The sequence below is a fragment of the Nocardia citri genome (genome assembly GCF_054065835.1).
The window spans coordinates 14,234-39,173 of record NZ_JBSUQM010000021.1 but is presented as its reverse complement, the minus strand read 5'-3'; the positions used below and the strand labels follow the sequence as shown (position 1 = coordinate 39,173).

Below are 24,940 nucleotides of genomic sequence, written 5' to 3'. Positions count from 1 at the left end.
CACAACAACCGCTCGGTGCGCCGAAGGCATACCCGGATCGGACACCGCCGAATCCGTTCCATCGGATCGGCTTCACGAACGACACCGACGCGACCGGGCCGATTCCGCGGATCCCGATCGATGGCGCACCCATCGACACGGGGCCATTGCGGCGGGTTCCGGTCAACCATGCCGCAACGCGATCCGGCCCGCTGCCCCGAGTTCCGGTCGACCGGGCGCCGACGGATACGGACCCGTTCCGGCGCATTCGCGGCCAACATGTTCCGGGTGGTCAGGCTCGGACTCCCCAGACGCCGAATCCCCAAGGCCCAAATCCCCAGGGACCGAGGCAAACCGGACCGATACCGCGGATTCCGATCCAGGAAGTTCCCCCACGTCCAGCCCCGGTTCCGCACATACCTGCGCATCGAGCTGTGCAGGCCAGCGAACAACAGTCGCTGACGTTGCCGGAACCGATCGGTCCGGAACCCGTTTCCTGGAACCCGATCCCGGCTGCGCCTGCCGCACCGCGTCCGCTCCGGCAGGCCCCCGTCCCGCAAGATCAGAACTGGCATGCGCAGGCCGCCCAGGACCCGTACCCGGGGGCTCTGGTCCAGCCGGATCCGATGCGCCAGAACCCGATTCACACAGCGGCTTTCGACGCAGCGGCCGTCCGGCACGATCCGAACAACGACGCACCGCGCTCACACCATCAGAATCCGTTGCAGCAGAACCTGATTAACGCAGCACATGGCGAATACGCACAGTCGGAGCCGGACCATGACGACGAGTGGGTCGAGGAAGTTCCCGACGAGCCGAAACCGCTTGCGCCGGACTACTTCCGGCATGAGGCGGCTTTGGCGGCCATGATCGATCGGTCCGGGCGCAATCGGTCGAGGCGCCGGTGGATGCCCGTGCTGGTCGGGTCGGTCGCCGCAGCCGGACTACTCATGGTGGCGTTCGTGCAACTTCGGCCGAATCCGCAACCGGTGACGGTGGCCTCGTCCACGCCCAACCAGGTCACGGTCGCCGGACCTACCTCCGCGACGCAGTGCCCGGCCGAGCGGATCGGGGACATCCTCACCGGCAACGGTGCGGGCGGGACGGACTCCGGACCGGGCGTCATCTTCGCGTTCCAGTACGCGTATTACGTCACTCGGTCCGGTGTGGCGACCCGACAGTTCGTGACACCCAATGCCTCCGTCTCCCCCGCCGGGACGATTCAACAGGGCATCGACGGCATTCCGGTCGGCACTACCCACTGCGTCGGCATTACGCCGGGAGCGTCCGTCGGCCAGTATCTGGTGCAGGTGAGCGAGTACCGGCCCGATTCGACCTCGATCACCTACAAGCCGCAGGTTGTGTCGACGGCGCGCGTGGGCGGCCAGACACTCATCACCGGAATCGGCGCGGCCTGACCGTCACACCGGCGAATTCCACGGCACCAGTACGATTTTCCCGCGAACGCGCCCGAATTCGCTCAGGCGGTGCGCCTTGACCACGTCGGCCATCGGCAGCACCTGATGCGATCTCGACGCGCAACCGACCCGGAAACCCGTCTGAATGCCCCTCTGTCGCGGTGCGACTGGCGGGGCTCAGGCGGCTCGGAGGAGGTCCCCGCCGGAGGCCAAGGCGGCATAGCGGCCATCGGCGTCCATGAGCTCGCGGTGGGTGCCGCATTCGGCGATGCGGCCGCGGTCTAGTACGACGATCTGGTCGGCGTCGCGAATGGTGGAGAGCCGGTGCGCGATGGTGATGGTGGTGCGCCCCGCCGACAGCGCGTCGATGGCGGCCTGCACCTGCTGCTCGGTCCGGTTGTCCAGTGCGCTGGTGGCCTCGTCGAGTACCAGGATCGGCGGATTGCGCAGAATCACCCGGGCCACCGCCAGACGCTGTTTCTCGCCGCCGGAGAACCGGTAGCCGCGCTCGCCGACCAGCGTGTCGTAGCCGTCCGGGAGACTCGCGATATGGTCGTGGATCTGCGCGGTCCGTGCGGCCGCGTACAACTCCTCGTCGGTCGCATCCGGTTTGGCGAAACGCAGATTATCCGCGACCGAGGCATGGAACAGATAGGTCTCCTGCGAGACCACGCCGACGGCGGCGGCGAGATCGGCAAAGGACAAGTCCCGCACATCTATTCCGTCGATCTCGACCCGTCCGGATGTCACATCGTAGAGTCGCGCCACCAGGTAGCCGAGTGTGGTCTTGCCCGAACCGGTTTCGCCGACAATGGCCAGACCGGATCCGGCAGGGACGGTGATGTCGATGTCCTGCAACACATCCCGCGTCCCGGAGCCATAGGTGAAGACGACGCCCTCGAAACGAACCGAACCCCGCACGCCCGAATCGGGCACCCGTACCGGATTCGACGGTTCTTCGATATCCGGCTTCAGGTCCAGGTATTCGAAGATCCGGCCGAACAGCGACATGGAGCTCTGCACCTCCACACCGGTGTAGAGCAACTGCACCATCGGCCGCAGCAGACTCGTCTGCAAGGTCGTGAAGGCGACCAGGGTGCCGATCGACACCAGCGGATGTCCCGCCGCCACGGTCGATCCCGCCGCCCAGTAGATGATCGCGGGCATAGCCGCCATGACGATCTGGATCGTCGACTGCCGCCACCGTCCGGCCATACCGGACCGGATCTCCAGGTCCACCAGCCCACGCGATTCCTTCGCGAAATCGTCGACCAGCGCGGGTGCGCGGCCCATCGTGCGCCCGAGCAGAATGCCGCTCACCGAGAGCGACTCCTCCACGATCGCCGACATGCCCGCCAATTTCTGCTGCCGCTGCGCGGTGATCTTCCTGCGCTCGTCGCCGACACGCCGGCTGATCCAGACGAAGAACGGCAGCATGATCAGTGAGACCACGGTGAGCCGCCAGTCCAGGGCGATCATGGCGATCACCGAGGCGATTACGGTGGTGAAATTCGAGACCAGTGAGGTCGCGGTCGAGGTGACCGTCGATTGCATGCCGCCGATATCGTTGGCGATCCGCGACTGTACCTCACCGGTTCGGGTAGCTGTGAAGAACGATAATGGCATTCGCTGCAACTGCGCGTACACCGCGGAGCGCAGATCGTGCATGACCTCTTGACCGACCGCGGTGGAAATGTAGGTCTGGAGCACACCGAAGATGCTCGTGAGTGCGGCGACGGCGACCATGCCCGCCGCGAGCACGGTCAGCAGGCCGGTGCGGCCGTGCGGGAGCGCGTCGTCGAGGATGCCGCGCAACATGAACGGCGATGCCAGCGCGACCAGTGACGACAGACCGACGAGCGCGGCGACCAAGGCCAGGCGCGCGCGATACGGACGAAACAGCCGGATGATCCGGCGAAGTTGATGTGGGGGCTGCATAGGCGCCTCCTTCCGAGGACTACGTCATGAAACTGAGCATGACTCATAATTGTTCCCGAAACAATGAGTTATGCTCAACAAATGGACGTCGCGCTCGATCCCGATCTACCCGAGCTGTTCCTGCGCACCGCGAAACGCATCCGCCACAACCAGGCGGCCCGACTCGCGCCGATGGGCATTACCCCAGGTCAGGCCCGCGCTCTCCGCATCATCGGCCACCACGACCAGCCCCTGCGGATGGCAGCACTCGCCGATCACCTGGGCGTCGTTCCCCGATCCGCCACCACCGTCGTCGATGCGCTCGCAGCAGCGAATCTGGTGTCACGCGCCGCCGACCCGACCAACCGCCGCTCGACCCTCGTGACACTGACCGACCCCGGCCGAGCCGCCCTCTCCCAGATGGCCGCCGCCCGCCGCGCCGCCGCCGAAGAGGTCTTCGCCGGCCTGACCACCGAACAGCGCACAACACTTCGCGAACTACTCGCGACACTCGATTCGCAGGCATCGATGCGCACGTCCGCCGGGACGAACATCGCGTGAATTCGCCGCCGCCCAGCAGCTGAATCGGATCATAGTGGACGTGCCACCAGTCCGATTGCGAAGGCGGAAACCGCTACCACTGCCGGAGCCCGCCCACATCCTGTTGTATGAGGCGCTCGGCGCCACCGAATGCACCGAAATCCTTGGAACTGTGGTCGATTAGGCGGGGTGGGCCTTTTCGGCGGCGGCGACAACGTGGCGCATGAGCAGGGCGGTGGTTACCGGGCCTATGCCGCCGGGGACGGGGCTGAGGGCGGCGGCCTTGCCACGGACGGTTTCGGCTTCTACGTCGCCGACGATTTCGCCGTCGGGGGATTCGTTGGTGCCTACATCGATGACGGTGGCACCCTCACGGATGTGTTTGCCGGTGACCAAGCCGATGCGGCCGGCCGCGGCCACGACGATATCGGCGGCAGAGGTGACCGCGGCCAGGTCGGTGGTGCGGGAATGGCAGATGGTGACGGTGGCGTTTTCGGCGAGCAGGAGTTGGGCCAGGGGCTTGCCGACGATGTTGGAGCGGCCGACGACAGCGACATGCCTACCGGCGAGCGAGATTTCGTGATGCTTCAGTAGTTCGACGACGGCCTCGGAGGTGGCGGGAACGAAGCCGTCGAGGTTGGAGGCCAGCAGACCCAGCGAGAGCGGGCTGACCCCGTCGACATCCTTGGTGGCGGCGATGGCGGAGCTGACATCGTCGAGGGTGACACCGGCGGGCAGCGGAGTCTGCAGCATGATCGCGTCGATGACGGTGTCCGCGCTGCGTGCGGAGAGTTCGTCGCGGATCCGCTCGATGCTCGCGTCGGCGCCGAGTTCGATGATGTCGCAGCCGATTCCGAGACGTTCGGCGGCCTTGCGCAGCGAGTTCACATACCACGCACTGGCCGGATCGTCATTGGCCACGATCAGGGCCAGGCGCGGCGCGGTTCGGCTCGCGGTGAGCGCGGCGGCACGCTGCTTGGTGTCGGCGTTGATGGCGGCGGCGAGTTCCTTGCCGGACAGCGAAACGGTATCCACGTTGTCACACTTTATCGGCTACCCGCAGCCGCCGGTTCCGGTGGCCCTGTGTCGATGGTGTTCGCTGTCCGCTCGGTCCGCTCGGTCACGGTGCGCGCCATTCGGTTTGCGGGAATACCCGAAACAACGGCCGGCAATTACCCGAAGATGACCGTTACCAGTCGTATCGTGATTGTGCTTGCCCGCAGCTAGCTGTCAGCTGACCTACCGGAACCCTCGTTTCACACGTGGAAAGGTGTCGACTGTAGTGAAGATCTCGAGGCATTGGAAACTAGGGGTGGCGACCGCGTTCGCGGCCGTCACCATCACCGGATTATCCGGCGCACCCGCCGTCGCGGCGCCGGAGACCAATACCCTCTACAACTCCGCCCAGCGCGCCTTCACCGACGGTGATGATGCCACCGGACGCGCCGAACTCCGACAGCTGATCGCCGCCGACCCGGCCGACGCCGAGGCCCTGTCGTTGCAGGCGATCTGGTCGCAGTACGCCGATGATCTGCCCGCCATGGCCGAGGCACTGGCCCGCCTCACCGCCGTCGACCCGGCACTGGCCCAGGACACCAACAATGTGCTCGGCGCGATCGCCGCCGCGGTCGGCACCCTGCCGAATCCGCTGCCCGCGATCGTCGGACCACAGACCGGAATCGTGGTGCTGGGCTACGGCCTGCTCCCGGACGGTTCGCTGCGCCCCGAGCTGGTGAACCGGCTGACCGCCGCGTGGCTGCAGGCGGTCGCCTCACCACTTTCACCGATCATCGTCACCGGCGGTAATCCACAGAACGGCATCAGCGAGGCCGAGGCCATGCGGGCCTGGCTGTTCAGCAAAGGACTGCCCGCATCCCGGATCAATGTCGAGAGCCGGGCCGGATCGACGGTGCAGAACGCGCTGTTCAGCACCAAGATGCTACGTGATGTCGGCGCGGACAGCGCGGTCGTGGTCACCTCGCCGAACCACATCCGGCGCGCGGTCGCCGATTTCATTGTCGCGGGCACTCGGGTGGTCGGGGCGACCACCTCACTCGATCAGCTGGTATCGCAGTTGCCGCCACCTGCCAAGCAGGCGCAGCGCGGCATCTACCTGGACGCGACGCGGACGTTCCAGCTCGCCACCTCGCGCTGAGCGAAATCGGTCCGAGCGTGCACTTTCGGCCCGAAGTGTCATAACTCCGGCGCAAAAGTGCACGCTCGGACCCACCAGTCCCGTCCTACACGGCACGATATCCCGATGACATCAACTGGAGACGTGGTCGCGCAACTGCGCGCGGCGGGCTGTGTATTCGCCGAGGACGAGGCGCGGTTGCTCACCGATGCCGCAGTGGAGACGGGCGCCGATCTCACGGAGTTGGTCGCACGGCGCGTTTGCGGAACACCGCTGGAATATCTGCTCGGCTGGACCGAATTCCACGGTATCCGCGTCGCGGTCACCTCGGGCGTCTTCGTACCGCGCCAGCGCACTGCCTTCCTCGTCGACGAGGCCGCCGCACTCGCCCGAACCATGCCCACGCATCCGGTCGTCCTCGATATGTGCTGCGGCTCAGGTGCATTGGGGCTCGCACTTGCGACAACCCTGGCCGCCGAAGGCCGTCCGATAACACTCGCCGCCGCCGATATCGAGCCCGCCGCTGTCGAATGCGCCCGCCGCAACCTCACACCGATCGGTGCGCACGTCTACGAGGGCGACCTGTTCGAACCGCTCCCCTGTGAATTGTGCGGCCACATCGATATCCTGCTGGCCAATACCCCCTACGTGCCATCGGACATGATCTCCCGAATGCCGCCCGAGGCGCGCGATTATGAACCACGCACTGCCCTCGACGGTGGACCCGACGGCCTGGATATCTTCCGTCGCGTCGTTGCCGCCGCCGGCACCTGGCTCGCACCGGGCGGCCACCTGCTGGTCGAATCCAGCCAAGCCCAGGCCCAGCCCGCGATCACCGTCCTGAGCGCACACGGTTTCACCGGCCGCATCGCCGAATCCGACGAGCTCTACGCCACGGTCGTCATCGGCACCAAGGCGAATAGGTGACGGGGCCAACCCCAACGTGCCCAGACCACTTCTTCTCGTGACCGGCGAACTCGTCCATCGAGTGGCGCACGTCAAGGTGTCGACGACATCATCCTGTTCCAGAATCGGGCGTGAACCTCGATCGACATCCTTGGTCCAGACACTCCCGGCCGCGGAGTGAACCGTCTACAGATCCAGTTCGAGTTCGCCACCGCTGGCACGCGATACGCAGGTGAGCATCGCATTGCTCCGTTCGCCGGGCATCAGCGTCCGGTCCCGGTGCTCCACCTCACCGGCGAGCACACTCGCCCGGCACGTCCCGCAAAAACCCTGCTGGCATGAGTAGGCGACGCCGGGTACGGCCCGCCGGATCGCGCTCAGCGCGGTCTCATCGGCCGCCACATCGACCTCGGTGCCACTGCGGCGCAATCGAATACGGAACTGCGAACCGTCGCTGACCGGCAGCGCCGAGAAACGCTCGGTGTGCAGCGAGGCCGTCGGATCGTGTAGCAGTAGTACTTTGCGCGCGGCTTCGGCCAATGCCGGTGGTCCGCAGACATATACCGCGGCACCGGTCGGCGCCTGTTCGAAGATCATCCGCGGATCCGGCATCCCGAACTCGTCGTCGGGTCGCACCACCACATCACCACCGGTGAGGTGGGCCAACTCGTACAGAAACGGCATCCGTGCCCGCGAACGCCCGAAATACATGAGCCGCCATGGTATTCCGGCGCGTTCGGCGGAGGTGATCATCGGCAGAATCGGCGTGATCCCGATACCCCCCGCGACGAAGAAATACTCTGGTGCGTTGATGAGGGGGAACGCATTGCGCGGTCCACGTACCCGCAGCCGGTCGCCGACGGACAGCTGCTCGTGGATCTCGCGCGAACCACCGCCGCCGCCGGAGAGGTACCGCACCGCGATTCGGTAGCAGCTGCGATCATCCGGATCGCTGTTCAGCGAATACTGCCGCTGCCGACCCGAGGGCAGGAATATATCGATATGGGCGCCCGGCGTCCAGGCCGGCAGCTCCGCACCGCCCGGATCGCACAGGGTCAGGCTGACCACCTCGTCGGCCTCGGCCTCGATTCCCATGATCGCCAGGTCGAAATCGTAGCCGGTGTGGCGCACCGGCTGTGGCTGCGAAAGTAGCTGCGCCGCTTTCCCTTCGGTGAATACCCGCTTGTAGGTGTCGACCGCCGACGCGATCATCCGCAGTCCGGTCCCCGGCTGGAACTGCTCCGCCACGGCGGTCATGACTGCGCCTCGCCGGCGCTCGGCTGCGTCACGCCCGGCCAGGCGACTGTGTCTATGGCCTCCTCGCCGCGCTCGGTCACTGCGTTTGCCCGTACCGCCGGCGACTGCGCGAGGTAGCGCAGTGCGCTATCCATCGGGCCGAGTTGGGAGGGATGGAATCCCGGCCGCAGGTACCGCGGAATCTCGGTGAAGAAGGTGGTGATATTCGGTATCACACCGCGCACCGAGGCACTGGCCAGCTGCAGCGGCCACCACCTGCCCTTATTCGGCGACGGGTCGCGATGGAACAGATAGGCACCCGAAACCACGAACAGCACAACCAATCCCGAGCTGGCGATCAGCGCCTGCCGCACCTTGCGGGCGTAGCCGCCGTCGAGATACATGTATGCGTCATAGACCACGCTGCGATGTTCGACCTCCTCGGCGCCGTGCCAGCGGACGAGATCCAGCATTGCCGGATGCATCCCCTTGGCCGCCAATGTGTCGTTGGTGAGTAGCCATTCGCCGACGACTGCGGTGTAGTGCTCCATCCCGGCGAACAGGGCCAGTCGCTCACACAGCCATTCGTGTTTGGCCCGGCCGGACAGTCCGTGGTCACCGAGCAGCCGATCGATCAGCCAGGCGACGCGATCCACCATCGGCCCGACCTCGAGTCCGAGGCGTTCCAACTGGTGGCGAGCCTTTTCGTGAGAACCGGCGTGCATCGTCTCCTGACCGATGAAGCCACGGACCTCTTCCCGCAATCGCTCGTCATCGATCAGCGGCAGCGCTTCGGCCAGTGCCTGCGCCATGGCCCGCTCGCCCTCGGGGAGCACCAGGTGCATCACATTGATGATGTGGGTGGCCATGACTTCGCCGGGGATGTAGTGCATCGGCACCGAATCGAAATCGAAGCTGACGTTCCGCGCGTTGATGGCATGAGCCTGATCGGCGTACGCAATGCCCATCTGCTGGTCCTCACGTCGGGTCCCTGGACGATCAATGTATTGCCGACATCAACTGCTGTCAACATCACATGATGTCAACTTTTCGGCTATGGGAGGATCGAGCCATGAACGACGCCGTTTCCGATGGATCGATACCGGGAATGCGCCGATGGCGCGGCACGCCTCCGGCCGACCGAATCGCCGCGCGCCGCGAACAGCTCGTACAGGCCGCCATCGAGTTGATGGCCACGATCGGCGCCTCCGATATCTCCATGCGCGGGGTCTGCAGACAAGCTGGACTCACCGAGCGCTACTTTTACGAAAGCTTCCCGAATCTGGACGAACTGCTCACCGCGGCATTGGAAACGGTCGTTCTCGGTGCGCAGGAACGCCTGCTCGCCGCACTGGCCACCGCACCACCCGAGCCGGAGAAACTATTCCGCCATGCCATTTCGGCGTTCACCGATTATCTGGTCGAGGATCGCCGCCGCGGCCAGATCATGTTCGTGGAATCGCAGGCCACGCGGGTACTCGGCGACCGAGGCAATGAGCTGATCGAACTGTTCACCGCCCCGATCGCCCTGACGATCGGAATGGGCGGCGACGGACCACCGACACCGCCGGACCAGTACGAGAACAGCCTCAACTCGAATGCCATCTTCGGCGCGATGGCGTATATGTACCGCCCGTGGCTGGATGGAACGATCGATATCCCGCGCGAACGGTTCGACGATCACGCGACCAGCGTGTTACGCAAGATCGCGACCGCGCGGTCGTCCGAGCCACAGAAAGCGCACTGACGCCGGCATTACCCCTGCGTGGACACCGGATCGCGATCCCTGACCCGTTCGAATACCATCGCGCGATCGGTGATCTTGCCGTGGCGCAGCGTAAGCACATCGCGTAGGTAATTCATGCGCAAGCGCCATGGCGCCTTGGTGCCTTGAATCGGGAATTGGGCGGCTGCGCGTTGGACATAGCCCGGATTGAAGTTCAGGAATAGCGAGGCCGCCTGGACGGATGGATCGCGCACCGGTGCACAGCGGGCGTATCCGTTGTCGTCCAGGTGGCGTAGCAGCCGAACGACATACTCGCACACCAGATCCGCCTTCAGCGTCCACGAGGCGTTGGTGTATCCGATGATGTACGCGAAATTCGGCACATCCGAGAGCATCATGGCCTTATAGGCCATATGTTCCGAGAGGTGCACCGGCTGTCCGTCGACGACGAGCTCCATGCCACCGAAGGCGAGCAGATTCAATCCCGTTGCGGTGATGATGACATCGGCATCGAGAGTCGCGCCGGAGGCAAGTGACAGACCCGTCTCGGTGAATGTCTCGACCTTATCGGTCACGATATCCAATCGACCCTTGCGAATCGCTCGGAAGAAATCACCATTGGGCGCCAGGCAAAGTCGCTGATCCCATGGGTTGTAGATCGGTGTGAAGTGTGTATCGATGTCGTAGCCCTCGGGCAACCAGCGCCGCTGCCAACCCTTGATCCGCTGGCGCATGGCTTGCGGATACCGCTGGCTCAGTTGATAAATCGCGGTGGCGAGCACCACATTCTTGGCCCTGGCCACCGTGTACGCGGCACGGGTGGGCAGGAATTTACGCGCCTTGACGGCGAGGTCGTCTCGGGCGGGTGCGGAGATGATGTAGCTCGGTGAACGTTGCAGCATCGTCACCTGCGCGCCCTGCTCGGTCAGCGCTGGCCCCAGTGTCACCGCGGTCGCGCCGCTGCCGATCAGCACCACGCGCTTGCCCGCGACATCGAGATCGCGCGGCCAGTGCTGCGGGTGGATGACCGGTCCGGCGAAGCGCTCGGTACCCGCGAAATCCGGGGTGTAGCCCTCGTCGTAACGGTAGTAACCGGAGCAGCAGAACAGGAATCCGGCTGTGAAAGTGACGGTTTCGCCGGTGTCGGTACGTTCGGCGCGCACCGTCCAACGGTTCTCCCGCGACGACCATTCGGCGCCGACGACCCGATGACGGAAGCGGATATGGCGGTCGATCCCACTCTCGGCGGCGGTGTCACGCACATAGTCGAGAATGTCTGCGCCATCGGCGATCGACTTGTCCCCGAGCCATGGACGGAAGCGATAGCCGAGGGTGTACATATCGGAATCGGAGCGAATTCCCGGATAGCGGAACAGGTCCCAGGTGCCGCCGATCGCGTCGCGGCTCTCCAGAATCGCATAGCTCTTCCCCGGGAATGCCCGCCGCAGGTGATACGCCGCGCCTATGCCGGACAGCCCGGCACCGACAATGAGCACATCGACATGCTCGCCAGCGGTCGTCATCGATCTCGTCCTCCGATATTCGGCGGCGCGATACGCACCGACTCCACCTCCAGCCTATCCGTGCGGTTCGTCTTCGGAGTCCTCGGTATCGGCATGATCATCGCCCTGGTCGTGGGCGCGACATGGTTCGGATGCTGTTGGTGCCCGTGCTGGTCGAGCCGACGAGGCGAATTGGTGGCTACCGGGCGGGTGGTCGGCCGCCGCGAGCGAGTGTCCGCGTGGTCGCGAGTGAGCGTACACCGACTTCCTGAGAACACCCGGATCCGAGCGTCGATGGAACCGTTTCGTGGGCGCGTACGTCTCTATACCAGACGGAATTAGTGGAAGGGCGACCGCTATGGCTGTTGACAGCGCGTTCGGCGGGTATATCGAGGATGCGAAGGCCGCAGCGCTGAAGGTGCGGATGGAACCGCAGGCGTTTCTGGATATTGACGCGGCCTGCCAGAACTTGATCATCGACCTGTCCTCGGTCCAGAACGAGGCGCGTGCCCTCGGCGAGCGGTCGGCCTGGGGACTCGGCGAAAACAACCCGCGCCTGACCTCAGCGATCGAGCTGGTGAAATTGTTCAAGGAGAAGGCCTTCGGCGGCCCGAACAACGCCTACGACACGATCGGCGGCTACATCGCGGCTGCGACGGAAATACAAACGCTGTTCAAGACCATCCGTGACGTCTATGAGCGCACCGATGAAGACTTCGCCCGACGCATGCGCGAGATCCGCGTATGAGGATCCACGCCGAGCGCTCTTCGGCAGCGGGCCTGCTGATCGTGGCTGCGGCCACCGTCCTCGCGGCCTGCGGTGGCGGCAGCGATTCCCCATCGACCTCGACGTCCACCACGTCCAGTACCTCGGCCACACCGTCCAGCACATCGAACTCCGCATTCGACCCCTGCACCGCACTGACACCCGAGTTCCTCTCCGAACACCGGTGGAATGCCCGCACGCCCACGCCCACGCAGGACTCGACGGGCAACTCCCACTGGAAGGGCTGCAGCTACGTCGCGCAGAGCACGTACACATTCCGCGTCCGAACAACCAACGAAACCCTCACCCAAGTCCGCGAAAAGTTCCCTAACGCAACCGAACTCACCATCAACGGCCGCCAGGCCCTACGCTACGAGGCCCGCCCCGACGTCCCCGGCGGCTGCACCATCAATATCGACATGAAATCCGGCTCCCTCTACATCCTCGTAGACGACCCACGCGGCCTCCACCCCCGCAAACTCTCCCCCTGCGATAACGTCACCGAAATCGCCGAAGCCGTTGTCCCGCTCCTCCCCCGAGGTAGCTGACAGGTCGATCCGAGCGAGCCTGGTTATCCGCTACCGGATCGCCGGGCTGCGGCTACCAGCCGCGCTCGATTCCGCGCATCCACGCCGGGTACACCGGCGGATAGCGCGACGCCAGGCTTTCGGCCCCCTGGAGAGCGTCCGCAACGCCGACCTGCCGATCGGTCCCGGGTCGAAGCACTGAACTACCTGCGACGCAGCAGGACTCCGCGAATGAAGGCGGCTTGGCCGGCGTGCTGGATATCGTCGTCTACGACGCTGATCAGGCGCACGCCGAGAGTAACCGGCGGATCCCAGCGAGTGTCGACGATACGGGGCAGATCGGCATCGGTGAGTCCGGAGACATAGTCGATCGTCTGCGCGTGTACCGCGTCGTAGTAGCCCAACAGCAGCTCGGCGGAAATACCGCCGAGTTCGACGACAGCCATGGCGCCGTGCCCGTAGCCGGTTTCCTCGTCGGCGAACGGCAGGTTGAACCGCTTGCGCCAGCCAGCCGCGGTCCACACCTGTTCCAGGTTTGCCACGTCCGCGATGTGATCGTCCTGCACCCGGGTCAGATGCCAGATCAGCCAGGCAATGGAATTCGCATCGGGATCGATCCGAGCCGCCAGCTCATCCTTCCCGAGCCCCGCGACCGCGCCATGCACATTCTCCCGCACCCGTCCGAAGGCATCGACCAATAACTCTGCGCTCGTCATGCCCCGGTGCAACGACACAGCGGCCCCGGTATTCCCGACTCCCGCGGCTATCCGCCCAACGGCAACAGCAGGTCGGCCGATTCGAGGTCGGGCACGGCTCGTTTGGCGGGCAGCCCGCCCGCGTAACCGGTCAGAGATCCGTCGGCCCCGAGCACTCGATAGCACCAGCAGACGGTTGCGAGCCAGCGCCACCGATTGCGCGAGCGTCGGGAGGGCGGTTTTCACTGCATCGGCATTCATACCGCTTCGAGCGTGAGCAGGGTGGTCTTCGCGGTGACGCCGCCGACGTACTGACCGATCGATCCGTCGCTGCGCACCACCCGGTGGCACGGGATGACCACCGGTAGTGGATTGTGCGCACAGGCCGAGCCGACCGCGCGAACCGCGCGCGGATTACCAACGGCCGCAGCGATATCGGCATAGCTCGCACGATGTCCATAGCCGATAGCGCTCAGCTGCTCGATCACCTGGCGCCGGAATCCGACGGCCAATCGCAGATCGAGTGGCAGATCGAATCGTGTTCGCACACCGGCGAAGTACTCCTCGATCTCGCGGGCCGCGGCGCCGAGGCGCCCCGGTGCGGCCAGGATGCGCGGGCTGATCCGCTCGGCGAGGGTGGTGAGCACGGTGTCGTGGTTCTCGTTCGGGTAAGCGACCCGCACCAGGCCCGCGGGGGTGGCCGCGAGCAGCAGTGTGCCGACGGGCGTGTCCAGCGTGCGGTAGGCGACGTCGAGCAGGCCCACGGCCTGGGCGTCGGCGGCCAGCCGTCGACGCAATCGGGACAGGATCTCGCCGGAGTTCGCGTTCAGGCCGTCGAAGAGGCCGTACGGATCCCGGTCGATAGTGGCCATCATATTCGATCCTTCGGGTAGAGCTTGCGCAATGTTTTGAGGCCGTCTGCGGCGGCGCGGCGGGCGGCGTCGGTCGAATTGCCCAGCAGCTGCGCAATTTCGGCGTGTGGTAGCCCCGCCAGGTAGTGGTAGGCCACCGCTTGGCGCTGTTTGGTCGGCAGCGACGCGAGCGCGTCCCACAGATCGGGGTCGTAGTCGGCCGGGTCGGCATCGGGTGCACGACGTTGGGGCAGGGTTTCGGCGGGGACGGGTGCGCGGGTCAGTGCGCGCCCCACATCTATCGCGCGCCGGTGCGCGATGGTGACCAGCCAGGCCTCGATATTCGTCGTCGGGTCGAGGTCGGGATAGGCGCGCAGCGCGGACAGAAAGGTCTCCGACCACGCATCGGCCGCATCCGTCGGACCGAGCACGGCCCGGCACACACGCAGCACCATCGGGCCGAATTCGGCCACCACGTCCTCGAACGGAGGCAATCTCACGCCGGGTAGACGTCCGGGGCGTGGAAAACGTGAGATTCCCGAGGCAGCCCGTCGCTGGAGGTCACTGTGACTCCGGGATACGCGACAGGCCGCTGGCGCGCAGGACGCGTCGATCGATGGCGGCACGGATCGAATCGTCAGTACCGATGATGCGGACGTGGCGGCGGGCCCGGGTGATGGCCGTGTACAGCAGTTCCCTGGTCAGCAGGGTGGATTCGGGTTCGGGCAGAACGACCGAGACGGTGTCGTACTGACTGCCCTGACTGCGGTGGATGGTCATGGCGAAGACGGTGACCACGGCCGGGAATTGGGTCGGGTGCACCAGATAGGGCTCACTGCCGCGCTGCAGGGCCGCGCGCAGCGAACCGTCGGGCATGCGCACGATGACACCGGTATCGCCGTTGTAGATGCGCGCTTCGTGATCGTTGGCGGTGACCAGCAGGGGCTGGCCCGGATACCAGGGTGCCTGGTGCGAATCCGGCCCCGCACCACCGGCCTCGGCCCATTCGCCGGCCATGCGGTCCCAGCGTTCGACGCCGAAGCGACCTTGGCGATGCGCGCACAGCAGGCGATGGGATTCGAGTGCGGTCAGTGCCGCCGCGGCATCGCCGTGGAGGGCGGCCGCGGTGACCTCGCGGGCGGCCCGCACCACATCGCCGCGAACGGGTGCGGTGTCCTCGGGGGTGCAGAGCGAGAGTTCCGCACCGCCCGCACGCAGCAATGCGAGTGCGGTGTCGGCCTCACCCGCACGGACTGCGACGGCGAGTTCGGCGATCTTGCCGCCGAAGCGCCGACCGCGGGTCAGCCGGATGATGCCGCCGCGCAGCCGCTTGCGCTCGAGATCGGTCAGCGCCTCCGGATTACTGTCGGCCGCAATGGATTCCGCACCGAGCACCTGTTCGAGAACCGGATTCGGTGCGCCGGCAACGGGTCCGGCGACGAGGTCGGCGAGGACCGCACCGGCGTCGACCGAGGCGAGCTGATCCGGATCGCCGACGAGTACCAGGCGGGTATCCGGGCGCAGCGCGGCAAGCAGACTGCTCATCATGGTCAGCGAGACCATAGAGGTTTCGTCGACCACGATCACGTCGTAGGGCAGTCGGTTGAACTCGTGGTACCGGAACCGGGTCGCCCGGCCGCGCTGCCAACCGAGTAGGCGATGCAGGGTGGCGGCGGTGAGTTCCGGCAGAGTCAGTGCTCGAGCCTGTTCGCGGACCGCTTCCTGCAGTCGCGCGGCCGCTTTACCGGTGGGCGCGGCCATGGCGATGCGCAGTGCGGGCAGCTTCGGATGTGCCTGCTGATGCGCATCGAGCAGGGCCAGGATGCGGGCGATGGTGTGGGTCTTGCCGGTACCCGGTCCGCCCGCCACCACCGTGGTCCAGTGTGTCGCGGCGAGTGCGGCCGCGATCCGCTGGCGGTCCGGAGCCGCACCGACCGGAGCGTCGAAGAGCCGGTCGAGTTCGCGCCGCACGATGGCCGGATCCACCTTCGGATGGTGTCCGGAGCGCTCGGTGAGCACCCGGCGGATAATCTGCTCCTGCTGGTAGTAGCGGTCCAGATACAGCAACGGACCCGTGGCCTGCGCGCCGACCAGGCGCAGCGGCTGCAAGGGACCAGCCGGTCCCCCACATACCAATGGGCTGACGCGCAGCGCGGCGATGACCGTATCGATATCCGGCCACGGCAGTGTCGCGGGGTCGATACCCGCACCCGCATCCCAGGTTTCGTCGGCATCGACGCCGATTTCGCGCATACGGTGCAGCTCCAGACAGACCGAACCGGACCGCACCGCCCGCACGGCCAGCGCGGCCGCGAACAACACCTCTTCCGAGGATTCGCGGCCCATCCGGCCCAATCGGAGTGCGACGTGCACGTCGGCGGCGGAAAGCACACCGGCCTCGTTGAACATACGCAGCAGCCCGGTGCCCCGCTGCGCCAACTGAATCGACGTCATCGGGCAGCCTCCCCCGCCAGCAGGTCGGACAAGGCGACGATCAGCTCGGCCGGTGGATTCCAGTGGAAAACACCACAGCCCGAGGGTGTTTCGGGGCCAACCATGCCGCGGACGAAAAGATAGCGGACACCACCGAGGTGACGCGCCGGTTCGTAACCGGGCAGCCGCCAGCGCAGGTAGCGGTGCAGGGCGACCGCGTAGAGCAGGGCCTGCAACGGATAGTGCGAACGCAACATTTCGGCGGCCATGCGGTGGTGGGTGTAGTGGTCGACGGTGAGATCGCCGGTGCCCAGACGATTGGTCTTGTAGTCGATGATGACGAATTGTGGTTGCGCACCGGGCTTTTCGGTGATGCGCAGCACCGCGTCGATACTGCCGGTCAGGTAGCCGCGCAGCGGGGTGTCGTCCAGTAACGCGAGTTGGTCGGCATAGCTGAACAAGCAATCATCGACCGGGAGATGGATCCGCAGCAGATCGGCGATCCGGCGCAACGTGACCGTATGCGCACCCGGAGTGTCACCACCGGCGAGCGGGAGCTCGAAGTCGAGTTCATTGAGCCGGTCGCGGGTGGAGATATCGGCGAGACAACCGAATCCGAGTGGGGTGTGCAGCACGGCGATCAGGGCGCTGCCGAGTACCACTGGATCGGCCTCGGCCATCAGCTCGTCGGTGGCGGCACGGCAGCGGGTGTGGACCTCGGCGGACAGATCCGCTGCATCGGTATCGATTCGCTCGAGCACACCGTGCACCAAGGTGCCGAATTCGGCACCGTAGGGCAGTGCGTTCATCAGCGACGGCGCCGCATCCGAGATGACGGGTTCGGTTTCGGCGAGAAGCGGTGTACCGGGCTCGTCGGAGGGGCCGCGCTGGTCCTCCGGTTCGGCCTCCGTAATCGCGGCATCATGCGCACCTGCCGTCAGGGCCGAATAGGAGGTGCGATGCCACTGCAGGTCCAGGGTGCGGGCGAAATGGGCCGCGGCGAGGGCTCCGGTCGGGAGTTCGGTGCGTACGCGACGGATCTCCACCGCACCGGTGTGCTCGACACCTGCCACCGAAATGGCCTCCGGCGCACCGGCGGCCCAGGCCGAAAGCATCGACACCGCAACGGCATCCGCAGGCACCGCCGCCTTGCTCGGCACAAGTTCCCCGCCGTCCGGGCGACCGAGGACCATCCGATGCAGCGGCGCGTTGGCGGTGGTGATCGCGGGCGCCCACCAGGCGACGATCTGACACATCGCGCGGGTGAGTGCGACATACAGCAGGCGCAGTTCCTCGCCGGCCTCCTCGGTTTCACTGCGCAGCTTGCGCTCACCGAAGCCGGAGGCGTCCTGGCCGCCGACATCGAGTACGCGAGCGCCGTCATCGGTGTGGAACAGCAGGGTCTGCGGGTATGGATTCTTCGCGTTGTCCCAGGCGAAAGGCAGATAGACGATGGGAAATTCGAGACCCTTGCTCGCGTGTACGGTTGCGATCTGCACCGCCGCGGCATCGCGATCGAGGCGCCGGCTGCGGTCGGCGACCGATCCGGAGGCGGGATCGCGCACGCGGTCGGCGAGCCAGCGGGTCAGCGCGGTGAGGCCGAGACCTTCGGTCAGCGCGACCTGGTCCAGCAACTGCGCGATATGCCGCAGATCGGTCAGCTCGCGTTCGCCGTTCTCGACCGAGAGCAGGCGCTGAGCCACATTCGCTTCGGCGGAGATCTTTTCGAAGACCGCGGCGAAACCCGCACGGGCGAACAGCCGAGCCGCCTCCCGCAGTTGGGCCGAGATGCGGCCGACCAGATCCGCACCGCCGCTATCGATTTCGACGGCGGTCACGCCGAGCAGCGGTGTGCAGGCGGCGAGGCGGACACGTTCGGAGCGATGCGGCTGTTCGAGCGCGCGCAGCAGCCAGAGCCAGTCCGTCGCACTGCTGGTGGCGAAGACGCTGGTGCCACCGGCGAGTACCGAGGCGACCCCGACGCGGTCCAAAGCGTTTCGCACCACATCGATTTGGGATCGAGTCCGGACCAGTACCGCGATATCGCCGGGCCCGATCGGACGCGGCCCGGTCTTCGCCTCGAACAGCACATCGGATTCGAGCAGCCGCACGATATCCGCCGCGAGATCCTCGGCGACCTTTGCCCGCATGCGCCCGACCGCCGGGAACCCCGATTTGTTCAACGGGCCCGCGCCGGTGCGGGGCAGACACCGCATTCGCAGCGGCGTCGTCTGGTCCTCGGGGCCCGACAGTCGAGACCAGCCGCGGGTCGCGGTGACCGGGTGGACCGTGATCGCACTGTGCCCCAACGCCGCACCGCCCTGCAGATGATCCAGCGCGGCGAGCAGACCCGCATCGCTACGCCAGTTGGCGGTGAGCTCCTTGCGGGTATCGGCGAGGGCGACGGCATCGAGATAGCTGAGAACTTCCGCGCCGCGGAAGGCGTAGATGGCCTGCTTCGGATCACCGACGAGCACCAGGGTCGAATGACCGTGAAACGCCAGCCGCAGGATATTCCACTGCAATGGATCGGTGTCCTGGAATTCGTCGACCAGAGCGACGCGGTAGCGATCGCGGATACGGCGACAGGCCCGCGGCCCGTGCTGCGGATCGGCGAGCACATCGTGCAACAGCACCAGCAGATCGTCGAAATCGCGCAGTCCGGCGAGTCGTTTGCGGCGCTCGGTTTCCGCACGCACCGAGGCGGCGAAGGCGACCCGCTCCCCTGCCGGTCCCGCGCCTTTCGGCACCAATACGGCGTGCCGATCCTGTACCGCCGCCAGCGCGAGCGTATGCGCCTCCTTCAGCGAAAAGGGCGGCTCCGCACGGGCATACCGGTTCAGATACAGGTCATCGGCGACCGTTCCGATCAGATCATCGACCGTCTCCACCAACCGCGACCCGGGATCATATTCGCCGGCCAAGCCGAGCTCATCGAGCATCCGCTGGCAGAAACTGTGGGTCGTCGCGATGGTCCCGGCCTCGAAATCCGAAAGCGCGCTGAGCAATCGCCGCCGTCGCCGCAGCACCTCGGCCGAATCGGCCTGCGCCACCAGCCGAATCAGCTCATCGGCATGGGCCCGAGCCATCGGTGGATCGGCCAATGCCGCCGCCACCGCGACGAATCGGTCCCGCGTGCGTTCCCGTAGTTCCTGTGTGGCGGCCCGACTGAACGTCACGAGCAACAGCTGCGAAATATTGATGCCGATCTCGGCGACGTACCGCACCGCCAACCCGACGATCGCATGTGTCTTACCTGTCCCCGCGCTCGCCTCGAGCACCATGGTTCCGGTCGGCAGCGGCCCAGTGGGATCGAATCGGTCGCCGTCCAGCGAGGGCGCGGCGAATGCGGTGTCCTCGACGGTCATCCCCGCTGTCCCTTTCCGTGCCTGGCGCATCCGGTACCCGCACTGCGCATCAGCAGTATTGTCTCTCGCCGACCGATACCTCCACCGTCCACCTGACGCTCACCGGGATGTGGGAGGCGCACCGACCGGTCATCACACTCGACGAATCCGCTACTCACGGCTGGCCCTGATTCTCGGCGGCCAGCAGCGGTGCCCACATGCGACGAGCCAGGGACCCGAAGCGGGTGGTTTCCCCGGGCTCGCCCGCGGGCGCGGGGGCGGCCATCAGGTCTTCGAGGCGAGGGGCGGGTCCCCAGATATAGCGGAGGTGACGGTCGGTGTGGTCACCGAATGGCCCGGGACCGTTGGGCCCACCGTTGAACTCGCGTTCGGCCGCGCTGATGGCTTCGTCGGTGTTCGAGCCGCGGAAGCGACGTTCGGCGTAGACGGCGGTAGCGCAGGGGGCGATCGGGAGCGGCTCGGTCAGACCGGCATCGCGCAGCCGCACCAGCTCACGCAGGATCGCCAGCGCGGCAGGCGGTTCCGGAGCAAGGATCTCGGAACACCAAGCGGGACGGCCGAATTGGCCGCGGCCCGTGGTAATCGCGCGCCACGAGCGATCCTCGGCGACCGCCAAGGACAGCAGCGAAACCCAAGCGGCAATCCGGTGTTTCGGCGCCAGCCGCGAGAAGGTGGTGCGAACCAAGGATTCACCGCGCACTTCCGGCACCGTGCCGGTGAGCCGACGGCCGTTGCCGAGATCCACCGCGATATCGACCGCGCGCGGCGCGGCCTCGTACGCCGGCAGCGCCGCCCGCACCAGCTTGTCCACCGTTGACTCGACCTCATCGAGCACGGCGCCACCGAAACCGAACGGCGGCAATGTTCCGCGCCGCCACTCCGCCGCGCGCAGCGTCGACGGATCCGCGCCGGTGAGCCGCGCGGACAGCAGTCGTTCGCCCAACTCCCATTTCGCGAGGCCGTCGAGTTCGATGGGCAGCCGGTCGGCGATATCGTCTTCGTGTTCGGGGACGCGTAGCCCGAGACGCTGCCACAGGAATGCCCGCACCGGATGTTCGACGAACGAAATCAGGTCGGCCAGTGCGACATCGGTGAGTTCGAGCGCGGGCAGCGGTTCGGGCAGGAATGCTGGCCGCGGCTGTGCGGGTCGTCCGGCGGCGTGCGCTCCGGCGAGTGCGACGGTATCGAAGCTGAAGGGGCGCTCGGCCAGGAAATTGCGACGGTCGAATCCCTGCAACGGATGTCGGGTCACCACTGCGGCCATACCTGCCGCGCCGACATGTGCGCGCAGTGCGTCGAGCAGTTCGGCGACCGGGATGGCGGGTGGGCGATGCGCGCCGGTCACCGGGTCGGCACCGGTGTGGAAGATCAACAGCTGCTCGGTGGCCGCGAACACCGCATCCAGCAGTAGTTGACGATCCTCGCTGCGCGTATCCCGTTCGCCCAGTAGCGGATTGCGCGCGAGCACATCATCACCGTCCACGCCGCTGGTGCGCGGGAAGATCTCGTCGTCGAGGCCCAGTAACACCACCACCCGATGCGGCACCGAACGCATCGGCACCATCGTGCACACCGTCAGCTCGCCGGTCCGGAAATTCGCCCTGGTGGGGCGCGCCGCGAGCCGACTCGACAGCAGCACACCGACATCCGCGAGCCGCAGCGGCACCTCGCCCGCGTGTTCGGTGGCGGCGGCCAGCTCACGGCGCGCCTCGGTGCGGACCCACGCTTGACTGTCGGGCACATCGGTGAGCAGTTCGAGGCAGCGCCCGAGGACCGCCGCCCACTCCCGTGCCGGACGCGGCCCGCGCAGGTCACGCAGGCAGACCGCGAGCCGGTCGATGAATTCCGCGAATCGGCCGGCCAGATCCACGTCATTGCTGTCCACATCGTCCAGCGGCAGCGCGAGATCCAGCCAGTCCTCAGCGGATTCGTCCGCGGTGACACCGAGCAGAATGCGGTCCACCGCGCTATTGAGTGTGTTCTGCGCGAAATCGGCCAGCCCGAAAGCCTGCCGCTGGCGCTGCCCGATTCCCCACCGCGCCCCGGATTCGGCCGCCCACTCGCGCAACCGCTCGATATCGTCATCATCGAAACCGCAACGGCGACGGACGGTTTCGGACGCCGCCAGATCCAGGACCTGGGTCACCGTCACCCGCCCGTCGGCGAGCTCGAGCAAGACCGCGATCACCGCGAGCATCGGGTTGGTCACCCCGCGTCCCCGATCGGCGAGCCGCACCCGCAGCAGATGCGCGGGATGCGCCGAATCTCCCACCGACTCGACCGCCGCCACCATCTTCTGCTCGAACGCCGCCCGCACCAGTGGCGCATACGCCTCCACCTCGGGACACATGATCAGCACATCGCGCGGTTCCAGGGTGTGATCGGCCGCGAACAAACCCAGCAGACATTCGCGCAGCACTTCGACCTGTCGTGCCGGTCCATGACACGAATGCACCTGCACGGTGCGGTCAGCGAAGCTCGCGGGTTCAGGCGGCCATACATCGTCCCGAATCCCGGACTGCAGGGCCGCCAGCAGTGTGGCAGCCGAATCTTGCTGAACGCCAACATGATTCGACCCGATAGCCGCGTGATGCTGGTCCACGGCGCCCACCAGTCGCTGCTGGAGTTCGCGCACATCTCTGCCGAGTCCGGCGAGCAACGGATGCCGCACCACCGTGGCACTCACATCATCGGCCCGGGCCGCCGCGGCAGGCAGCGCACTCAACCGCGTCCACATCACCGGACTCGGATGCGCGAGCCACAGATGGACATCCCGTCGCTCGCCCAGCGCGGACAACACCGCCAGCTGATCGCTCGGCAGCCGCGTCACCCCGAACAGCGACAAACGTCCGGGCAGATTCACCAGATCCGGCTCGTCTCGCAGCCGCGCACAGGCCGCGTCCAACCGCTCGGCCGGACTCGGCACCCCGATCTCGGCCCGCAACCGCCGCCACAATTGCGGTTGCCACAGCAGGTCATCCGGTACCGTCCGCCCGGCACCGTCGGTATTCGAGCCCGCGGCCCATTCCGCGAGCAGGCTCGGCCGCTGCGCCGCATAACTATCGAACAGCGCCGCCAGATGCGCGGCGGTCGCATACCGCCGACCGACCCGATGCCCGGCGGGTTCCCCGACCCCGAGATGTCGCGCGAGCACCGCACCCCACGACTCGGCCAGCGATGCGTCGATCACCCGCAGCAGCGTCCACACGACCTGCTCCGGTACCCACGGATCCGTCTCGGGTCGGACGCCACTCGCCGCCGACGACACTTCGGCGACGAGCGCAGCGGGAGATGGGAATTCGATATTCGCGGCGATGCCGTCCGAGCGCCCCGACACGCCGAGCACGGTCGCCAGCCGCTGCGTCAACCACCGCTCGACACCCTTCGCGGGTACCGCGACCACCTCGGCCGCGAAGGCGTCCGGCAACGGTTCCGCAAGCAGTGCGGCCAATGCCTGCGCCAACGCATCGGCGCGCTCGGCGCGATGTATGTGTAGCGGCATCTGCGCCCTCTCATCGGTTGGTCCGGTACATCCGCACGGTGCGTCAAGTCGCCTATCCGCACGGCTCGGCGCCCTCGCACGTTTATACGCCCAGCGACCAGTACGCAACCTCCCGACCCCATTCCCACCGGAGTGAATTGAGCCACATGCGAACGATTTACTTCGTCGTGTCATGTCGGACCGCAGCCGTCGATGTGCGACAGTGCTCAACCGGGGAGGAACGGGATAGCTGCAGGAAAGGCTGGTTCGCGTTCATGATGGCGATGGTGATTCCCCTGATGCCGAGAGGCGGATTCACGGTCCGCCGGGTCGGTGACAGATGGGAGCTGGTCAATTCACGCTCCTATGGTCGCGCCGTCGTTCTGAACTCTTGGCCCCGCGACCAGCATGCCGAGGCCTTCGCCCACTGCTACCGCCTCAACGGTCGCACCGTCGAGGAACTACATGCCGCATTCCGCTAGGGCGAAAGACACTGCGGTACAAGCGCGTAACGCCGAGTACCACAGCGTCGGCCTGAGCTCAAGACGTGCGTCCGGCGCGCCGATGTGCGATCGTGGTGCCTCGTGCGTCACGCCTCCGTCTCCGTTCTCGCCGCTGCGGCGATCCTGGTCCCCACTACCACCGCGCTGATTCCGTCGGCCAATGCGGCGCCTCCGGCGCATATGCAGGGCTGCATCGCCGGATTCGATTGCGATATGAGCAGCCGAATCGCCGCTGTCGACGCGTATTTGAAGAATCGGCCCGGTGTGACCGGCTACGTGGTCCGCGATCGAGTGAGCGGTGGGGTGTACGCGAACGAGAATGCGCAGAACTCGGTCTGGACCGCCTCCACCATCAAGCTGGCGATCGCCGCCGATCTGCTCAACCGCGCGCGGGCGGGCGTGATCGGTCTGAGTCCCGAGGACCGCGGCCTGATGGAATCGATGCTCGCCACGTCCAACGACCAAGCCGCCGACATCCTCTGGAACAAATACGCCGGCCTCGATCGGATGGCCTATAACAACGCCTTCCGCGCCAACGGCATGGTGAACCTGGTTCCACAGCCGACGAATACCGCCATGTTCCCGGACTGGTCGTTCCAGAAGTGCACCCCCGCCGATCTGGATCGGCTGATGGACTCGATCTTCACCAATATGCACCCCGACGACCGGAACTACCTGTTCGACCGCATGCGCGCGGTCGACAGCAACCAGCACTGGGGCCTGTGGGGCGCGGGCGCCGCGATGCGCCCCGGCCTCAAAAACGGCTGGTCCGAGGAGCAGGGCGGCTGGGTGGTGAACTCGGTCGGCTTCGCCGGACCCGGCGAACGCTACACCCTGGCCATCATGAGCTCGCTCGGCAACGACGGCGGCTACACCGAAGGCGCCGCGACCGACACCAAGGTCGCGGAACTGCTTTTCAGCGGCCGCTGAGCTGATCCGTTCGGGCGACTCGCAAGCG

Annotated in this window: 20 protein-coding genes; 9 read left to right on the top strand and 11 right to left on the bottom strand. The window is 66.3% G+C overall.

Annotated elements, in window-relative coordinates; genetic code table 11:
- Nucleotides 1-413 precede the first annotated feature (413 nt).
- Nucleotides 414-1,397, top strand: coding sequence for a hypothetical protein (locus ACW2Q0_RS23715; RefSeq protein WP_457193100.1), 984 nt, complete (start codon nt 414-416; stop codon nt 1,395-1,397).
- A gap of 177 nt (nt 1,398-1,574) precedes the next feature.
- Here the strand turns inward: ACW2Q0_RS23715 and ACW2Q0_RS23710 are convergent, their stop codons facing one another.
- On the bottom strand, nt 1,575-3,335 hold the full coding sequence (locus ACW2Q0_RS23710) for an ABC transporter ATP-binding protein (protein ID WP_457193099.1): 1,761 nt from the start codon (nt 3,333-3,335) through the stop codon (nt 1,575-1,577).
- An 81-nt stretch (nt 3,336-3,416) separates the two neighbouring features.
- Between ACW2Q0_RS23710 and ACW2Q0_RS23705 the strand changes: the two genes are divergently transcribed.
- Entirely contained in the window at nt 3,417-3,875 is a 459-nt protein-coding gene (locus tag ACW2Q0_RS23705) for a MarR family winged helix-turn-helix transcriptional regulator (protein ID WP_457193098.1), read from the top strand.
- Between the two features lie 159 nt (nt 3,876-4,034).
- Here ACW2Q0_RS23705 and ACW2Q0_RS23700 read toward each other — a convergent pair whose 3' ends face one another.
- A complete protein-coding gene (locus ACW2Q0_RS23700; RefSeq protein ID WP_457193097.1) occupies nt 4,035-4,889 on the bottom strand; it encodes a bifunctional 5,10-methylenetetrahydrofolate dehydrogenase/5,10-methenyltetrahydrofolate cyclohydrolase in 855 nt (284 codons plus the stop codon).
- Between the two features lie 277 nt (nt 4,890-5,166).
- Here ACW2Q0_RS23700 and ACW2Q0_RS23695 point away from each other — a divergent pair, with 277 nt between their 5' ends.
- Entirely contained in the window at nt 5,167-6,009 is an 843-nt protein-coding gene (locus tag ACW2Q0_RS23695; RefSeq protein ID WP_457193096.1) for a YdcF family protein, read from the top strand.
- Nucleotides 6,010-6,114: 105 nt separating this feature from the next.
- Nucleotides 6,115-6,915 (top strand): putative protein N(5)-glutamine methyltransferase, encoded by an 801-nt coding sequence (locus ACW2Q0_RS23690; protein WP_457193095.1) that lies wholly within the window; start codon nt 6,115-6,117, stop codon nt 6,913-6,915.
- A 165-nt stretch (nt 6,916-7,080) separates the two neighbouring features.
- On the opposite strand, the gene ACW2Q0_RS23685 is transcribed toward ACW2Q0_RS23690, so the two are convergent.
- Nucleotides 7,081-8,151, bottom strand: coding sequence for a PDR/VanB family oxidoreductase (locus tag ACW2Q0_RS23685; protein ID WP_457193094.1), 1,071 nt, complete (start codon nt 8,149-8,151; stop codon nt 7,081-7,083).
- Nucleotides 8,148-9,098 (bottom strand): metal-dependent hydrolase, encoded by a 951-nt coding sequence (locus tag ACW2Q0_RS23680; protein WP_457193093.1) that lies wholly within the window; start codon nt 9,096-9,098, stop codon nt 8,148-8,150. The genes ACW2Q0_RS23685 and ACW2Q0_RS23680 overlap by 4 nt, the downstream gene beginning before the upstream one ends.
- 104 nt (nt 9,099-9,202) lie before the next feature.
- On the opposite strand from ACW2Q0_RS23680, the gene ACW2Q0_RS23675 reads away from it, so the two are divergent.
- Nucleotides 9,203-9,877, top strand: a complete 675-nt coding sequence (locus ACW2Q0_RS23675; protein ID WP_457193092.1) for a TetR/AcrR family transcriptional regulator — start codon at nt 9,203-9,205, stop codon at nt 9,875-9,877.
- 8 nt (nt 9,878-9,885) lie between these two features.
- Here the strand turns inward: ACW2Q0_RS23675 and ACW2Q0_RS23670 are convergent, their stop codons facing one another.
- Entirely contained in the window at nt 9,886-11,379 is a 1,494-nt protein-coding gene (locus ACW2Q0_RS23670; protein ID WP_457193091.1) for a flavin-containing monooxygenase, read from the bottom strand.
- A gap of 286 nt (nt 11,380-11,665) precedes the next feature.
- Between ACW2Q0_RS23670 and ACW2Q0_RS23665 the strand changes: the two genes are divergently transcribed.
- Both ACW2Q0_RS23665 and ACW2Q0_RS23660 read left to right on the top strand, forming a co-directional pair.
- Nucleotides 11,666-12,106 (top strand): hypothetical protein, encoded by a 441-nt coding sequence (locus ACW2Q0_RS23665; protein WP_457193090.1) that lies wholly within the window; start codon nt 11,666-11,668, stop codon nt 12,104-12,106.
- The gene (locus tag ACW2Q0_RS23660) at nt 12,103-12,672 is read left to right on the top strand and encodes a DUF3558 domain-containing protein (protein WP_457193089.1); all 570 of its coding nucleotides are present in this window, start codon (nt 12,103-12,105) and stop codon (nt 12,670-12,672) included. The genes ACW2Q0_RS23665 and ACW2Q0_RS23660 overlap by 4 nt, the downstream gene beginning before the upstream one ends.
- A 182-nt stretch (nt 12,673-12,854) precedes the next feature.
- On the opposite strand, the gene ACW2Q0_RS23655 is transcribed toward ACW2Q0_RS23660, so the two are convergent.
- From ACW2Q0_RS23655 to recC, 6 genes are all read right to left on the bottom strand, one after another.
- On the bottom strand, nt 12,855-13,367 hold the full coding sequence (locus tag ACW2Q0_RS23655) for a mycothiol transferase (RefSeq protein WP_457193088.1): 513 nt from the start codon (nt 13,365-13,367) through the stop codon (nt 12,855-12,857).
- A 236-nt stretch (nt 13,368-13,603) separates the two neighbouring features.
- Complete coding sequence (locus tag ACW2Q0_RS23650; RefSeq protein WP_457193149.1) at nt 13,604-14,218, bottom strand: methylated-DNA--[protein]-cysteine S-methyltransferase; 615 nt, start codon at nt 14,216-14,218, stop codon at nt 13,604-13,606.
- Nucleotides 14,218-14,691, bottom strand: a complete 474-nt coding sequence (locus ACW2Q0_RS23645; protein WP_457193148.1) for an RNA polymerase sigma factor — start codon at nt 14,689-14,691, stop codon at nt 14,218-14,220. The genes ACW2Q0_RS23650 and ACW2Q0_RS23645 overlap by 1 nt, the downstream gene beginning before the upstream one ends.
- 67 nt (nt 14,692-14,758) lie before the next feature.
- On the bottom strand, nt 14,759-16,651 hold the full coding sequence (recD, locus tag ACW2Q0_RS23640; RefSeq protein WP_457193087.1) for an exodeoxyribonuclease V subunit alpha: 1,893 nt from the start codon (nt 16,649-16,651) through the stop codon (nt 14,759-14,761).
- The gene (locus ACW2Q0_RS23635) at nt 16,648-19,998 is read right to left on the bottom strand and encodes a UvrD-helicase domain-containing protein (protein ID WP_457193086.1); all 3,351 of its coding nucleotides are present in this window, start codon (nt 19,996-19,998) and stop codon (nt 16,648-16,650) included. Before ACW2Q0_RS23635 ends, recD begins: the two co-directional genes overlap by 4 nt.
- Nucleotides 19,999-20,152: 154 nt before the next feature.
- A complete protein-coding gene (recC, locus tag ACW2Q0_RS23630) occupies nt 20,153-23,500 on the bottom strand; it encodes an exodeoxyribonuclease V subunit gamma (protein ID WP_457193085.1) in 3,348 nt (1,115 codons plus the stop codon).
- Between the two features lie 278 nt (nt 23,501-23,778).
- On the opposite strand from recC, the gene ACW2Q0_RS23625 reads away from it, so the two are divergent.
- Nucleotides 23,779-23,961, top strand: coding sequence for a hypothetical protein (locus ACW2Q0_RS23625; RefSeq protein WP_457193084.1), 183 nt, complete (start codon nt 23,779-23,781; stop codon nt 23,959-23,961).
- Nucleotides 23,962-24,063: 102 nt separating this feature from the next.
- Nucleotides 24,064-24,912, top strand: coding sequence for a tat pathway signal sequence (locus tag ACW2Q0_RS23620; RefSeq protein ID WP_457193083.1), 849 nt, complete (start codon nt 24,064-24,066; stop codon nt 24,910-24,912).
- Nucleotides 24,913-24,940 lie beyond the last annotated feature (28 nt).